Raw genomic sequence first — 15,247 nt, 5'->3', positions numbered from 1 at the left:
CCACGGTCGTCTCATGACAACTGCATGGGACGCACTCCCGGACACCATCACCACATTCATGACCGCACTCGACGCCCGCCAGGTGGACCGTGCGCTGGCCACACTGACCACCGATGCCGTGGTGACCGACGAGGGTCACGATCACGCGGGACACGACATGATCGGGACGTGGATCGCGACTGCGGCCAGCGAATACACCTACACCACTGAGTTCACCGGCGCGACGACGACAGAGGCGGGCGTGGAGGTCGGGCAACACCTCGAGGGCGACTTTCCCGGCGGTGTCGCCGATCTCACCTACCGGTTCACGCTGGACGGAACTCTGATCAGCCGGGTGGTGATCGAGCCGTGACGCGCCGCTGGTTCATCACAGGAGGCACGCCCGGCGGGCTCGGGGTGGCGTTCGCCGAGGCGGCGCTCGAGACCGGCGACCGCGTGGGGCTGACCTCTCGCCGGCCGCAGGAGCTGGCCGCGCGGGCCGAGCAATACGGGGACCGGGTTCTCGTGGTGTCGCTGGATGTCACCGACGCCGCTCAGGTGCGGCACGCAGTGCAGACCGTCGAGAAGCATTTCGGCGGCATCGACGTGGTGGTCAACAACGCCGGCCGCGGATGGTTCGGGTCGATCGAAGCGATGGACGAGTCCACGGTGCGCACCATGTTCGAGCTGAACTTCTTCGCGGTGCTGTCGGTGACGCGGGCGGTGCTGCCGGGCATGCGCGCCCGCGGCAACGGCTGGATCGTCAACGTGTCGTCGGTGGCCGGGTTGGTCGCGGCGACCGGGTTCGGTTACTACAGCGCGACGAAGTTCGCCGTCGAGGCGGTGACCGAAGCGCTCCGCAATGAGGTGGCGGCACAGGGCATCTCGGTGGTGGCGGTGGAGCCAGGGGCGTTCCGCACCAATGCGTACGCCGGATTCGCGGATGAACCTGTGGAGGAACATGTTTCGGAGTACCACGAGATGCTCGAGCAGGTGCGCGCTGCCTTCGCGGCGATGGACGGTGCGCAGCCGGGCGATCCGCGGCGAGGTGCGCGTGCGGTGATCGCGGCCATGGCGCAGAACCCGCCTCCTCGGCGACTTGTCCTGGGCAACGGCGGATTCGATGCGGTGGTCGACACTCTCGAAGGCGCGTTGGCCGATATCCGGTCCAACGAGAGGCTCTCGCGTAGCGCCGATTTCCCCGAGTAGTCCTACCTTTTGAGTGTTGCCGCCAGGCCGGCCAGCGCCACGTCGACGGCGGCGTCGAGCCGGCCCTGCGGTACTCCTGCCGCAGCGTCGACCGCAAGCCCCTGCCCGATCGTGACGGCATAACCGGCCAGTGAGGCGGCATCGATGGCCGTGGCGTCTTCGGTCGCTGCAAGAGCTTTCGCGATCGCGTCTTCGATCCCCCGGCGGTAATCGGCGAGCATCTGCGGTATGTGGGCGTTGTCCGGCCCGCAGGAGATACCGCCCTGAATGGACAAGCATCCGAGCGCGCTGCCGGCGCGCACGGCCCGGACAGTGTCGCGGAGGTAGGCCTCCAGCACGTCATACGCGTTGGGCTGAGCCAGCAACTGACTCAGATGTCCGTGATAGCACTGCCTGTAGCGTTCCAGCGCACGGAGGAAGAGTTCTTCTTTACTGCCGTACGCCGCATACAGGCTCGGCTTGTTGATACCCATCGCCTGCGTGAGCTCGGTCAGAGATGCGCCCTCGTAGCCGAGACGCCAGAACACCTCGATGGCCGCATCGAGCGCGTCGTTCTCGTCGAAGGCTCGCGGTCGACCTCCCGCGTGCCGTTGCCCTGCGCTCATTAGACCGATTGTATTCCGGAGTCAGCCGTTTTTTACCGTTCGGTATAGAACTGGTACCGTCGGCTGCGACCGATCGGTACAAAACTGGAGGATCCATGCCGAACCTTGCTGGGAAGACCGCGCTCGTCACCGGAGCGACGTCCGGGATCGGCCTCGCCGCAGCGCGCGCGCTCGCGAATGAGGGGGCCCACGTGTTCCTGGTCGGGCGCCGCGAGGACGCACTCGACCAGGCCGTCTCGAAAATCGGCACAGCACAGGCGACTCCCGTGCGCGCGGATGTCACCTCGGACGCGGATCTTCAGGCGCTGGCGGCCACCATCGAGACCTCGGGACGTCAGTTGGATGTCGTTTTCGCGAATGCGGGCATCAACGAATTCGCGACACTCGGCGCTCTCACCTGGGAGCACTACAGGAGAATCTTCGACACCAACGTCGGCGGGGTGACCTTCGCCGTGCAGACCGTGCTCCCGTTCTTGCGCGAGGGAGCATCGATCATTCTGTGCGGTTCGAATGCCGACGTGAAGGCCGCTCCAGGGGCGAGCGTGTACGCCGCGTCGAAAGCCGCGATCCGCTCGTTGGCTCGCACATGGGCCGCCGAACTCATCGACCGCAGAATTCGCGTCAACGTCGTCGCTCCCGGACTCACCGAAACACCCGGGCTCGCAGACCTTTTCACCGGGGCCGACGACGCACTGTCCGACTTGACGTCGACTGTGCCTCTGAAGCGCCGCGCCCGCGCGGAGGAAATCGGCGCTGTCATCGCCTTCCTGGCCTCGGACGCCAGTTCCTACATGACGGGGTCAGAAGTGTATGTCGACGGTGGCGTCAGTCAGTTCTGACAGTTCGGTCACCATGGACCAGCCGAACGAGATCCCGGCTGACGACGAGGAGTGGGGCGGCGCCGTCAGGCGACCTGGTTGTCGGGTGGTGCGGGTCCGCCGGGTTCTGACGGGTCGGCCGCCCCTCGTGTGGGCTCCTCGTCCTCGGGTGGTCGGAGGAGTCGTTCGGGGGTGTGGTGGGTGTTGATGCGGGTTTGGCCGGTGTCGAGGTTCGGCGGCGGAGCCCATTCGACGTCGTGGCGGGGGTTCATCGACGTGGTCCAGCCGCCCTCGCCGACGGAGCGGTTGTCGGGTGGGCAGGCCAGGCCGAGGTCGTCGATGTTCGTGAGCCCGCCCTGGGCCCAATCTTGGGTGACGTGGTGGACCTGGCAGCCGTATGCCCCGACGGGGCAGCCGGGTTTGGTGCAGCCCCCGTCGCGGGCGATCAACATGATCCGCTGCGCCGCCGACGCCACCCTGCGGGTGCGGAACAGGTCCAGCGCCGATCCGGTGGCCCGGTCGAACACCGCCAAATAATGGGAGGCGTGCGCCCCCATCCGGATCACGTCCTTGATGGGCAGCCGAGTACCGCCACCCGTCGTCCCGATCCCGACGCGCGATTCCAAATCCTGCAGCGTGGTCCGCACGATCACCGTCACCGGTAACCCGTTCAGCTGACCCAACTCACCACTCATCAGGGCGATCCGCCCAACCGCGACCAGCGCATCATGCTGGCGCTGGGCCAGGCTGCGATGATCACCATCGATCTGCGCCTGCGTCGGCGTCCCCGACGTGCACGGCTCGTCATCGTCGGGGTTGCACATGCCCGGCGCCGCGTAGCGGGCGAAGATCGCTTCCCACACCGCCGCCGCCTCCGGCGTCAACTCCGCCCGCCACGACGTCATCCCATCCCGCCCCTGCCGAGATTTCGTCAGCGAGCGTTTGCGGGTGCGTTCGGCTTCGTCGGGTTCGGGCCCGTCCTGATCCAACAAAAACAGTTCCAGTTCCGCCGCGTCGTGGGTGGCTTTCGGGCCGGCGCCGGCGGCGATGCGCACTACATCGGCTTCGAACTGCTCGCGGGTGGTCGTATCGACGAAGCCGGGCAGCTTGTCGACGGCTTTGCGGATGATGTCCACATGCTCACCGGTGATCCGCCCCTGCGCCTGCGCGGAGGCGGTCTCCGCGAGCACCGGCGGCAGCGGTGTCCCGGTGATCGACCGCCGCGGGGCGAGCAACGCGGCCTCGGTCAGGCGGCGGTGCGCCTCCGACCCGCTGATCCGGTAGCGGGTCGCGAGGACGTCGCGCCAGTTCTTGGCCCCCATCTGCACCGCAGACGTCTCCTCCTGCAACCGCGCCAGGGCGCGGTGCCGCGCCGCAGGCAGGCGGCAGCCGGCGGCTTCGAGCTCGTCGAGCAACTCGGTGATCTCCGCGGCGGTCGACAGATCGAGATCGGCGGCGAGCACGGCATCGACGGCGGCCCGTAGCCCCGCCACCGCCTCCCGCGCCTCCGACATACTTCGAACATACATTCGACCCCCGACAAGTGGGGGTTCACAACTGCGGCAGACAAGCGTGCCGTTTGCGGTGCGCCGAGCGATCACCGAGGCTGTGGTGTGGCACTTTCTGCAACCGTGTTCAAAGTCGACCTCGGCGTCTCCGATGTCGATCACGGCTACTACGCCGATCACTCGCTGACGGTGGCCCGTCACCCCAGTGAGACCGAGGAGCGAATGGTGGTGCGGTTGTTGGCGTTTGGACTTCGCGCACACCGACTCAGCGATGTCGACGGCGAGTTGACGTTCGGGCCGGGTCTGTCGACCCCAGGCGTACCGGACCTACGGCTCGCCGACTTCACAGCCCGAATCCTGGAGTGGATCGCCGTGGGCCAACCCGACGACCGCGTCCTGGGCAAAGCGGCCGGCCAAGCCGACCAGGTGGTCCTGTTTCCGTTCGCCGCGGGAGTGGCCACTTGGTGGCGCACCGTCGGCCCCAAAGTGGCGGGGCTGCCGAGCCTGTCAGTGCTGCAGATCCCGCATCAGCCGGTGCAACAGTTGGCTCAGACAGTGGATCGGCGGGTGACGGGACAGGTCGTGGTGATCGAGGGGCAGGTGACGATGACCGTAGGCGACGTCGATGCCACGTTCACCCCCGAACCGCTGATGTGATGGTGGGCCCCACGACCCACGGGTCATCGCGTGGGAGTCGACCTCACCGATGCCGGGGCAGCGCCGGCTGACCAAGCGCCCGCTGCGCTCATACCTCCGCGATGATGTCGCGCCGATAGTGTTTCGCGGCGAGCGCGTAACACCCGATCGCCACCAACTGCATGCTGGGCACGAGAATCAGCAACGCCCTTCCCAGTGCTTGGGAACCCATCCCGGCCGTCAGGGAGTCGCTGACCACGCCAGTGACAAACGGCCCGACCGCACCCAGCGTCGCGTTGAAGAACAAGAACACCGCCGACGCCGTCGCGCGATGTTCGGGAAGAACCACACGCTGGATCGCGGCGATGGAGGGCGCAAGATAAGCGATGCCGATGACATAGGACAGAGCCAGGAAACCGACACACCACCAACGGTTCTCGACGATGAATGCCAGTACGGACGCGGGCAGCAGGCCCGCGATGAGGATGACCACGATCCACAGCAGCCACCGTGGGTCGCGTGCGGCCAACCGGTCGGAGATCCGGCCGACGATGAGCAGCCCCAGAATCCCGAGCGCTCCGGTGGCCAAACCGTACTCGACACCGACCTGGCCGAGGGTCATTCCCCGGGTCCGCATCAAGAAGGCCGGCGCGAAAGTGGTCAACGAGTATCCGGCCGCGGACACCAGCGCAGTGCCGGCAACCATCGCCAGGAAGCTGCGCTTGCGCAGGGGCTCCCACCATCTCATCGTGCTGACGTCCTGCCGCGGCGGCGGGGTCGGCAGGGTCTGACGAACTCCGACCACCCAGAGCACCACCGGCGCCAGGAGCACGGTGATGACACCCATGGTCACGAAAGCCGCTCGCCACCCCAGGTTTTCGGCGAGTAGGCCGCCACCGAGCAGGCTCGCGGCACTGGCGAGTGGGATCGCCATGGTGGTGACCGCCAGCGGCGCCGATCTCTTGTCGGCGACGAAGTTGCGAGCCACGTAGGCGTGAGCAGCCGGTGTGCTGCCCGCCTCGCCGATGGCCACACCGACGCGGGTCAACGCCAGCTGCAGCCCGGACTGGACCGCGCCACCGAGCATGGTCATCGCGCCCCACAACGTCAGGCACCCGGCGATGACGGCACCGAAGGCACCGCGGTCGGCGACGCGCGCGATGAGAATGCCCACGACGGCGTACACGATGAGGAATCCGAACCCGTTGATGACGCCGATTGCGGTGTCAGACAGCGCAAGATCTCGCTTGATCGGTTCGGCCAGGACTCCTGGCAGGAAGCGGTCGACGTAATTCAGGGTGCCCACGACAGCGAGCACCACGATTGCGGTCCATGCTCGCGTCGGCGAATGAGCGGTCTCGGCGGGCGGCGCGGTGTCCTGTGGTGTCGACATCACTCTCCTCGGTAATGACTACCGAGCAGCTTGGCAGACGTCGTTCGGCCCCTGGTCGGCCGGGAGGCTGCCGGCAGGTCCGACACCCTCTACAGTTGACCATCATGTGACGGCTTCAGGGCTGTCGGTTACGGATGAGGCCATGGCAGATCGATCGGCGGAGCTTTCCTCGTTCTTGCGAGCGAGACGCGACGCGGTCACGCCACAGGACGTCGGCCTGATTCCCGGTGACGGCCGGCGAGTTCGGGGTCTGCGCAGAGAGGAGTTGGCTCTCCTTGCCGGACTGAGCACCGATTACTACCGACGGCTCGAACAGGGTCGGGAAAAGCGACCGTCGCTCCAAGTGCTTCGTGCCCTCGCCCGCGCGCTTCGGCTCGATCCGCACGCAACGGCCTATCTCATCTCGCTCGTGAATCCGCAGCCGATCGCGCTGCCCGCTCACGCGACCGACGTCTCGGCCGGGATCGAACTTCTCATCGATTCCGGTCTTCGCGTGCCGGCAATCGTCGTCGATCTCGGCCTCAACATCCTCAGGCTCAACGCCGCTGCTCGTGCGATGTACAGCGGCTTCACCCACACCGACAACCTCGCGCGCATGGTGTTCTGCGACCCTGCCGCCATTGACTTCTACACGGACTGGCACCAGGTGGCCACGCAGGTGGTCGGCAACCTACGGGCAGGCCTGACCCGATTTCCGAACGACGACCGTGTCGCCGAGGTGGTCGATGAGATCTCAGCTCAGAGTTCAGTGTTCGCCGAGCTGTGGGCAACGCACCACGTACGCCCGCGCGCCAGTGAGGACAAGGTGTTTCACCATCCGCAAGCCGGTGAGCTACACCTGCACTTCGAGGCACTCGAGGTCGCCGACGCACCCGATCAGCGGCTGTTCGTCTACTGCCCGGCGCAGAACGGTCCGGCCCCCGACGCCGTCGCCCCGCTGCAACCGCTCACGACGCAGACCGCATCGGCGTAGCCGCGCTGAGGGCGTCGATCTGATCCGGGGTCAACCGGATGTCCGCGGCAGCCATGTTCTCCTCCAGATGCGTGCGACGCGACGTGCCAGGGATGACGAGCATCGCCGGCGACACATGCAACAACCAGGCGATCGCCGCTTGGTTGATCGTGCACCGGTGCGCCTGGGCGATGTCCGCGAGGGCTTGGTGCGCCGCGTCGAGCCCACCCTGCGCAACCGGCGCCCACGGAATGAACGCGAGCCCATCGCGTTCGCACACCTCCAACATGTCGCCGGCGCTGCGATCGACGACGTTGAACCGACTCTGCACACTGACGATCTCGACGATCTCTCGCGCCTCGTCGAGCTGGGCCACTGTGCACTGCGACATCCCGATCTCACGGATCTTGCCCTCATCTCGGAGCGCCTTCAGCTCTCCGATCTGATCTGCCAACGGCACTTTGGGATCGACCCTGTGCAACTGCAGGAGATCGATCTGGTCGACTCCCAAGCGCCGCATGCTCATCAGCACCTGCTGTCGCAGGTATTCGGGCCGCCCCACCGGTGGCCACGCGGCCGGCCCGAGTCGCTTCGGTCCTGATGCGGTATCGATGACGTCCGGCCCGTTCCGGGTCAGGCCCGCCTTCGTCGCGATCACGACGTCATCAGGGTAGGGGTGCAGCGCCTCGTGCAAGATCTGCTCGGCGACGTGCGGGCCATAGGAGTCCGCGGTGTCGATGAACTGGACACCGAGGTCGACCGCCCGACGGGCCACAGCGATACATTCGTCCCTGTCGCGGGGCTCGCCCCAGATTCCGCGACCGGTGAATCGCATCGATCCGAAACCCAACCGCGACACCGATTTTCCGGCAATCTCGATCGTCTGCGGGTTCACTTCACCCATGTCTCATACCTCCATGTGATTGTGTTGCTGTTGTCGTCACGCCTCGAGCGGCCGCATCGAAGTCGCAGAACATCCCGGTGAAGTACATCGGCTGTTCCTCGGCTATCCAGTGGCCGCAGTCCGGGACGAGCTGATCCGTCACCGAATCGGCGATCTCTTCACACATCGCCCGAAAGTTCCCGGCGAGGGGATTCGAGGCGCCGCCGGAGGCCAGCACCGGAATGGTGAGCTTGCCGCGTTGCCGCAGCGCGGCGCGATTGTCCTCGGCGTCGCGGTCGAGCTCTCGATAGACCTCACACATCGCGCGCATGGCTCCCGGGGCTTCGAACGCTCTGGCGTAGACGCCGAGATCGTCGTCGGAGATCGCATCCGGCTGGTAGGTGAGATCGTCGAAGAATCGGTTGATGTACCACCGTTCACGCCCGTGCGTGAGGTAGACCGCGATGTCGGTGTTGGCATGAAAGGCGAACTGCCACGCCGATTTCTGAGCTACACGCCAGTCGTAGTAGGCGGTGCCCGGTAGCGGAGCCTCCATGAACGTGGCACTCACGACATCATCGCGATACCGCAGCGCGTAACCGAGAGCCAGGGTCGACCCCAGATCATGACCGACGAGCGAAACGGGCTCCGTCACGCCCAGGATCTCGTGTACGAGACTGTGGACATCACCGGCCATCGTCCACTTGTCGTACCCGTCACGGGGTTTGTCAGACGCACCGGCGCCGCGATAGTCGGGCATGATCACCCGGTAGCCGGCGTCGGCCAGCGGCAGCATGACTTTGCGCCACTCGTACCGCGTTTGGGGGGCGCCGTGAAGCAGCACGACGGTCTTCGTGGGTTCAGCCGGAGTGACGAGCGTGTAGCCGATACGGACGGTCTCGTTCGGGTCCACCATGGCCCGACCGTGGCGGATCTCGACATCGCGCTCTGCGGTCACGGTCTTCGCCCTTTCTATCCGCTGCCTGTCGACCAGTGTCGTGCCGGCATCCGCATCGAAAGGGGGTACGAGTCGGCCCCCCAGCATGCTCGAATCACCGGTACGCAAGACACGAGTCATCCCTTCGGCAGGATCTGATGTCGGCGTCGTGCAGCGGAGAAGACCAGCCACGCCGCCGAGACGAGGAAGTAGAAGGCGCCGAACGCGGCATAAGGGGTGATGTCGACGACGCCCGGCGTCTCCGGGGCGCCGGCCGCCAGCACGAACATGGCGCCGGCGATTGCGGATTGGGCACCGCTGAGGATCATCACCCACTGTGCTCCCGCGCGCTTCCACCGACGCACCGCCGTTGCCAGTTGCAGCAACCCCGAGATGGCTGCCCACACCCCGAAGACCCCCAGGACGGCGTTGAGGCTCATCGTGAGTGCGATACCCACGGCGACTGTCGTCAGGCCGCTGACCGCCATGTTGAACGCCTGGGTGGGATTGCGCCGAAGGCCTCCGTGCAGCCGGGCATCGACCGCGTTGGCGGCGGCATCCCATGCCGGATAGAACAGCAGCAGGGCGCCGGCGATGAACGCCGACGTGGACCCGATGAGCAACGCGGCGGCGACCCAGGCGAGCGAAACAACGCCGCGCACACTGTAATACGACGCCAAGGTGCGATCTGCACCGGAGATTTGACGCGCTTCGAGCAAGTGATCTGACATGCGTTTCCCTGTCTGCGCCACGCGTCTGACCGCGCGCTGTAGTCGATTGACTACACGCTACTGTAGTCGAGTGACTACAGCAAGTGGAGGGCCGAGCGACGCGGCCACACGGGTTCGTACCGTCGTGCTGCCGCATGCGGCAGACCTGTTCGCTGAGCGAGGTCCGGCCGCGACGTCCATGCGCGACATCGCCGACCGCTCAGGGGTCAACGCCGGGCTGATCTTCCGCCACATCGGCACGAAGGAAGCGGTTGTGACATCGGTGCTGGACTACCTCGCCGAGGACTTGGTGTCCGCGCGAGATGCGGGCGCGCCACGCGCAGTCGTCGAAGCGCGCGCGGAGCGGAGTTGGAAGGTCATCGCCCGCGCGCTGCTCGATGGCTACGACGTCGCACGGCTTCAACGCAGCTTTCCCAACATCGATCAACTCATCGCGGCCGCCCGGGACCACTACGACGACGACTACGCAGCGCGCGTCGCCACTGCAGACGCACTTGCTCTGCAACTGGGATGGCGCCTTTTCGGTCCTTTCCTGCGGGTAGCGACCGGACTCGATGAGCAGAGCGACGGCCACACCCTGCCGCCGCCAACTGGTTTCGTCAACCCGCACCTGAGCGACCCCCGCGGGCTCCACCGCGAGTGAGCTACCCGCGGGCGGTCACGTCCCGCTGGGGGCCATGGTCACCCGATTGCGGCCGGTCTGCTTTGCGCTGTAGAGCGCTTGGTCGGCGCATTGGAGAAGCTCCCGCGGCGAGACGGTGTCCGCGTCGATCGCGGCCACCCCGACGCTGATCGTGATCGCGCGTTTCGGCCACGGTGCCCTCTGCACGGTGCGCCGGAACCGTTCGGCGAGCACGAACGCGCCTTTGCATGTGGTCTCGGGCAGAACGACCGCGAATTCCTCTCCGCCGTAACGGAACAGGGAGTCCGACTCGCGCATCTCCGACTGCAGGAACTGCGCGACCGAGCGCAGCACCTCATCACCCGCCGGATGACCGAACTCATCGTTGAAGGATTTGAAGTTGTCGATGTCGATCATGAGCAGTGACAGCGTCGTCCGTCTCGAGCGCGCGCGCATGAATTCCTCTTCGACTGTCAGGTCGAATGACCGTCGATTCTTCACGCCTGTCAGCACGTCGGTGACCGACTGAGACTCCAGGTGCACCCGGACCTTCTCGATGTCCCGCTGGTACTCCTGCAGGAGTTCGACGTACTTCTCCTGGTCGAGAACAGCCTGCTCGAGCGTCGCGATACTCCGCCGGAGTTCGAGTTGCACGATGATCTCGCGGGAGAGTATCTCCAGCGCCTCTCGCTGGGTTTCGGTGAGACTGCGCGGCTCGCGGTCGATCACACAGATCGTGCCCAGCGCCTCACCGGTCGGTGCCACAAGCGGTGCGCCGGCGTAGAAACGGATACCGGGGTCTCCGGTCACCAGTGGATTCGCGGCAAAGCGCTGGTCGGCGGTGGCATCCTCGACCGTCATCACGTTGCCGGGATCCATGATCGCGTGCGCACAGAACGCTTGTGACCGGGGTGTCTCGCTCACGCCCAGGCCCACATTCGCCTTGAACCACTGGCGGTCGTCATCCACCAATGTGATGAGCGCGATCGGTGTGCCGCAGATCGCCGAAGCGAGCTTCGCGAAGTCGTCGTACGCCTGTTCCGGCAGCGAATCCAGGATGTTGTAATCGGCGAGAACCTGCATCCGCCTGTCTTCGTTACCGGGTACCGGAAACTCGCTGCCCGACATGCACGGCCCCCTTACGTGTTGAGCAGTCCCGGTGACGCCCTCGCTGTACCTCGTCCAGCGAGGCCAAATCTTAACTCGGCACGTGGTGCAGTCTGGCCGAATCTCCGCTCAAATCCGGTTCACCGCGTCGAAACCGCCAGTGGCCCTTGAGTATCTTCCACCAACGACGTGCGTTCTGCACGCGCCGCGCGCGAGCCAGCAACCGATAGCTCCTTTGCTGCCTGCCGCGAAGACGCGTGGCGAGTGCCGCGACGCACCTCACCGTGACCGGCAATACGCCGTCGTCTCGGACTCCCGCTTTCTTCGCTGACGGCGTGCTGGTCAACATGCCAGTGCCAACACGCGCCACAGGGGACTGCTCACACCTGCCGGCTCTTCTCCGTACCGGCACTCGGATCTTCTAGTTGTCTACGGCCGCCGGGGCATCGCGCTTGCGCTCGTCGAGGTGGAGCAACTCCCGCACCGCGGTGCGGGTTCCGTACGGCCGGAACATCCGGCTGGCCGGGCTGGGCCGTACGTTCAGCGGCCACCAGAACCACCGCCCCAGGAGCGCTGCGATGGCCGGTGTCATGAACGAGCGCACCACCAAAGTGTCGAACAGGAGCCCGAGCCCGATCGTGGTGCCGATCTGACCGAGCACCACCAGGTCGCTGAAGATGAACGACGACATCGTCGCGGCGAAGACCAATCCGGCTGCGGTGACGACGCGACCGGTACCGGCCATCGCCCGGATGATGCCCGTACGCAGGCCGGCATGCATCTCCTCCTCGAACCGGGAGATCAGCAGCAGGTTGTAATCCGCACCGACCGCGAGCAACAGGATGATTGCCAACGGAACGACGATCCAGAACAGGTGGATCCCGAAGATGTACTGCCACAGCAGCACTGACAGACCGACCGAGGCGCCGAGGGACAGCGCCACGGTGCCGACGATCACGATGGCGGCCACGATGCTGCGGGTGATGAACATCATGACCAACAGGATCAGCGCCAACGCCGCCAGCGCCGAGATCAGCAGGTCGTAGGTCATCCCCTCCTGGATGTCCTTGTTGGTCGAAGCGAGGCCCGCGACGTAGATCTTGGCGTCCGACATCGGGGTGGCCTTCAGTGCATCGAACGCCGCATCCTTGATCGCATCGATGTGCGGAATGCCCTCAGGGTCAGCTGGATTGCCCTGATGGGTGACGATCATTCTGGCCGCCTTACCGTCGGGCGACAGGAACAATTTCAGGCCACGCTTGAAGTCCGGATTGTCGAATGCCTCCGGCGGAAGGTAGAAGGAGTCGTCGTTCTTGGCGTCGTCGAAGGCCTTCCCCATCGCGGTGGCATTGACCAGAGCCTCCTGGCTCTGTGCGTTGGTGCCGCCCGTGGTCGCGTAATTCGACAACGTCAGTTCGCGGTTGCGTTCCTGGATGGCGATCTGCGGAGGCAGCAGCGCAACCAGCTGTGGCTGCAGCGCGTCGAGCTTGTCCAGGCTCGCGGTGATGGCGTTGAACTTGTCGGCCAGCTCGGAGATCCCGTCGAGGGAGTCGAACACCGAGCGCAGCGCAGCACACAGCGGTATGTCGAAGCAGTGCGGCTCCCAGTAGAAGTAATTGCGCAGCGGCCTGAACTGGTCGTCGAAATTGGCGAGCTTGTCGCGCAGATCGGTGACCGTGTTCACGGTGTCATGGAATGCCTCGGTCTGCTCGTGGGTGACCGCGGCACTCTGTTGTTGCAGGGCCAACTGCTGCCTGAGCACATTGATCGTGTTGTCGATCTCGTGTGCTTGTTTGAGCAGATCCTGGGCGCGGTCCTGTTGATAGCTCAGGTTCATGATCTGACTGGCACTCGATGCGCTGATCTGAAACGGTATCGAGCTGTGCGTGATCGGCGTGCCGAGGGGCCGGGTGATCGACTGCACCAGAGCGATCCCCGGGGTGTGCAGAACCGCTTTGGCGACGCGCTCCAGGATCAGCATGTCGGCCGGGTTACGCATGTCGTGATCGGTTTCGATCATCAACAGCTCCGGGTTGATCCGCGCCTCGGTGAAATGCCGCTCGGCGGCCTCCATACCGACCACACCGGGCGCACTGTCCGGGATGTAGGGACGGTTGTCGTAACTGGTCTGGTAGCCCGGCAGTGCGAGCACACCGATCAGCGCGATGCCCATCGTCACCACCAGGATGGGGCCGGGCCAGCGCACGATGGCCGTGCCGATCCGGTGCCACCCGCGCGCCTGCAGCTTTCGCTTCGGTTCCAGCAGCCCAAAATGACTGGCCAGCAACAGAACTGCGGGTCCCAAGGTCAACGCCGCAGCCAACGTGACGACGACGCCAAGCGCCGCCGGGATGCCCAGGGTCTGGAAGTACGGCAGTCGGGTGAACTGCATACACGCCACCGCGCCGGCGATGGTCAAGCCGGAGCCGAGGATGACGTGCACGGTGCCGCGATACATGTCGTAGTAGGCCGGTAGGCGTTCGAGCCCCTTGCTGCGTGCTTCCTGATACCGGCCGACGACGAAGATCGCGTAGTCCGTGCCCGCGGCAATCGCCAACAGCGTCAACAGGTTCGTGGAGTAGGTGGACAGGCCGATCACACCGGAATGCGCCAGAACGGCGACCACACCGCGCGCCGCCATCAGTTCGACGGCGACCGTGACCAGAACGATCAGCATCGTCACCACCGAGCGGTACACGACCAGGAGCATGATCGCGATGACGAGGAAGGTGATGGCCGTGACCTCGTGGGTGCCCTCACTGCCGACTTCGAAGTTGTCGGTCACCAGTGGTGATGCACCGGTGACATAAGCCTTCACACCCGGCGGCGCGGGGGTGTCGGCGACGATCTTGCGGACTGCGTCCACCGATTCGTTGGACGCCGCCTCACCCTGGTTCCCGTGCAGATAGATCTGTACGGTGGCGGCCTTGCCGTCCTTGCTCTGCGAACCACCGGCCGTCAGCGGGTCACCCCAGAAGTCCTGGATGTGCTCCACGTGTTCGGTGTCAGCCGCCAGGCGCTTGACCAGCCGGTCGTAGAACTCGTGTGCGTCGGCACCCAGCGGCTTGTCGCCCTCGAGCACGACCATCGCCGCACTGTCGGAATCGAATTCGTGGAACACCTGCCCGATATGACGCATCGCTTGGATCGACGGGGCGTCCGGCGCGTTCAGCCCCACCGACCGTTCAGCGCCGACGACTTCGAGCTGGGGTGCGATCACGTTGGACAGCACCGCGATGGCGACCCAGATCAACACGATGGGGAGCGCGAGCCGGCGGATCAGCCGAGCCATCCGTGACCCTTCCACGGTCTCCGCGCTGTGGTTGCTCATGCCGTCTTGTCCAGGCAGGAGATGTATCCGTTCACGTTGTTCGTGGACCTTTCGTCCTTGACGATGCCGTTGACCGTGATGCGGCAGCCGATGGTGTCGCCGTCACCCTGCGCGCGCAGGTCGGCGTAGAGCGTCGGGTCGTCGGTGGTCAGCGTCTTCGTCCACGGGAGCGGGACGTCGTCGACACGCTGCGGTTGAGCATGGATGTCGAGATAGTTGATGGTGGCCACGGATCCCGGGGACCCGAAGACCTCGAAGATCACCTGTTTGGGGTTGAATCCGGTGTTCTCCAGCGCATCAGAGCCGGGCCGGGACACTTCGTTGTCGGACCCGAAGATGCCGTGCAGCCGGACCACGGTGAAGGTGACCAGGGCGACGACCACGACGGCGACGATGATCGTCCACCATCGTCGCGCCAGCCGGCCAACCGAAATCCCGCTCACTGGTGCGCCTTTCGCGTCCGGCCGACACAACCGGCACCGGCCGTGTCTATTGGCCAACCTGTGGACCGTATGAGAACGGTACGGTACCGTACG

Annotated in this window: 15 protein-coding genes; 6 read left to right on the top strand and 9 right to left on the bottom strand. The window is 65.5% G+C overall.

The window, feature by feature from the left end:
- Positions 1-13 precede the first annotated feature (13 nt).
- Positions 14-352, top strand: a complete 339-nt coding sequence (locus MHN84_RS09725) for a nuclear transport factor 2 family protein (RefSeq protein ID WP_241204419.1) — start codon at positions 14-16, stop codon at positions 350-352.
- Positions 349-1,188 carry an SDR family NAD(P)-dependent oxidoreductase gene (locus MHN84_RS09720; RefSeq protein WP_241204418.1) on the top strand — a complete coding sequence of 280 codons (840 nt, stop codon included), beginning with the start codon at positions 349-351 and terminating at the stop codon, positions 1,186-1,188. Before MHN84_RS09725 ends, MHN84_RS09720 begins: the two co-directional genes overlap by 4 nt.
- Positions 1,189-1,190: 2 nt before the next feature.
- Here MHN84_RS09720 and MHN84_RS09715 read toward each other — a convergent pair whose 3' ends face one another.
- A complete protein-coding gene (locus MHN84_RS09715; RefSeq protein ID WP_241204417.1) occupies positions 1,191-1,793 on the bottom strand; it encodes a TetR/AcrR family transcriptional regulator in 603 nt (200 codons plus the stop codon).
- A 95-nt stretch (positions 1,794-1,888) separates the two neighbouring features.
- Here MHN84_RS09715 and MHN84_RS09710 point away from each other — a divergent pair, with 95 nt between their 5' ends.
- A complete protein-coding gene (locus MHN84_RS09710; protein WP_241204416.1) occupies positions 1,889-2,632 on the top strand; it encodes an SDR family NAD(P)-dependent oxidoreductase in 744 nt (247 codons plus the stop codon).
- Positions 2,633-2,697: 65 nt separating this feature from the next.
- On the opposite strand, the gene MHN84_RS09705 is transcribed toward MHN84_RS09710, so the two are convergent.
- Positions 2,698-4,140 carry an HNH endonuclease signature motif containing protein gene (locus tag MHN84_RS09705; protein WP_241204415.1) on the bottom strand — a complete coding sequence of 481 codons (1,443 nt, stop codon included), beginning with the start codon at positions 4,138-4,140 and terminating at the stop codon, positions 2,698-2,700.
- Between the two features lie 84 nt (positions 4,141-4,224).
- Between MHN84_RS09705 and MHN84_RS09700 the strand changes: the two genes are divergently transcribed.
- Positions 4,225-4,776, top strand: coding sequence for a YaeQ family protein (locus MHN84_RS09700; protein WP_241204414.1), 552 nt, complete (start codon positions 4,225-4,227; stop codon positions 4,774-4,776).
- Positions 4,777-4,864: 88 nt separating this feature from the next.
- Here the strand turns inward: MHN84_RS09700 and MHN84_RS09695 are convergent, their stop codons facing one another.
- Positions 4,865-6,148, bottom strand: coding sequence for an MFS transporter (locus MHN84_RS09695; protein ID WP_241204413.1), 1,284 nt, complete (start codon positions 6,146-6,148; stop codon positions 4,865-4,867).
- Between the two features lie 142 nt (positions 6,149-6,290).
- Here MHN84_RS09695 and MHN84_RS09690 point away from each other — a divergent pair, with 142 nt between their 5' ends.
- Entirely contained in the window at positions 6,291-7,121 is an 831-nt protein-coding gene (locus tag MHN84_RS09690; protein WP_241204412.1) for a helix-turn-helix domain-containing protein, read from the top strand.
- On the opposite strand, the gene MHN84_RS09685 is transcribed toward MHN84_RS09690, so the two are convergent.
- From MHN84_RS09685 to MHN84_RS09675, 3 genes are all read right to left on the bottom strand, one after another.
- Positions 7,096-8,004, bottom strand: coding sequence for an aldo/keto reductase (locus tag MHN84_RS09685; RefSeq protein ID WP_241204411.1), 909 nt, complete (start codon positions 8,002-8,004; stop codon positions 7,096-7,098). The two genes, MHN84_RS09690 and MHN84_RS09685, sit on opposite strands and share 26 nt — an antisense overlap.
- On the bottom strand, positions 7,997-8,941 hold the full coding sequence (locus tag MHN84_RS09680) for an alpha/beta hydrolase (protein WP_241204410.1): 945 nt from the start codon (positions 8,939-8,941) through the stop codon (positions 7,997-7,999). Before MHN84_RS09680 ends, MHN84_RS09685 begins: the two co-directional genes overlap by 8 nt.
- 116 nt (positions 8,942-9,057) lie before the next feature.
- Complete coding sequence (locus MHN84_RS09675) at positions 9,058-9,582, bottom strand: DUF308 domain-containing protein (RefSeq protein WP_241204409.1); 525 nt, start codon at positions 9,580-9,582, stop codon at positions 9,058-9,060.
- Positions 9,583-9,721: 139 nt separating this feature from the next.
- On the opposite strand from MHN84_RS09675, the gene MHN84_RS09670 reads away from it, so the two are divergent.
- The gene (locus MHN84_RS09670; RefSeq protein ID WP_241204408.1) at positions 9,722-10,294 is read left to right on the top strand and encodes a TetR/AcrR family transcriptional regulator; all 573 of its coding nucleotides are present in this window, start codon (positions 9,722-9,724) and stop codon (positions 10,292-10,294) included.
- Between the two features lie 15 nt (positions 10,295-10,309).
- Here the strand turns inward: MHN84_RS09670 and MHN84_RS09665 are convergent, their stop codons facing one another.
- The 3 genes from MHN84_RS09665 to MHN84_RS09655 all read right to left on the bottom strand — a co-directional run bounded on the left by MHN84_RS09665 (position 10,310) and on the right by MHN84_RS09655 (position 15,154).
- Positions 10,310-11,401: a sensor domain-containing diguanylate cyclase gene (locus MHN84_RS09665; RefSeq protein ID WP_241204407.1), complete on the bottom strand. Its 1,092-nt coding sequence runs from the start codon at positions 11,399-11,401 to the stop codon at positions 10,310-10,312.
- Positions 11,402-11,801: 400 nt separating this feature from the next.
- A complete protein-coding gene (locus MHN84_RS09660) occupies positions 11,802-14,711 on the bottom strand; it encodes an RND family transporter (RefSeq protein ID WP_241204406.1) in 2,910 nt (969 codons plus the stop codon).
- Positions 14,708-15,154 (bottom strand): MmpS family transport accessory protein, encoded by a 447-nt coding sequence (locus tag MHN84_RS09655; RefSeq protein ID WP_241204405.1) that lies wholly within the window; start codon positions 15,152-15,154, stop codon positions 14,708-14,710. The genes MHN84_RS09660 and MHN84_RS09655 overlap by 4 nt, the downstream gene beginning before the upstream one ends.
- Between the last annotated feature and the right edge of the window lie 93 nt (positions 15,155-15,247).

Source organism: Mycobacterium sp. PSTR-4-N, from assembly GCF_022348085.1.
GTDB lineage: Bacteria > Actinomycetota > Actinomycetes > Mycobacteriales > Mycobacteriaceae > Mycobacterium.
This window is presented reverse-complemented; position numbering and strand designations above follow the sequence as displayed.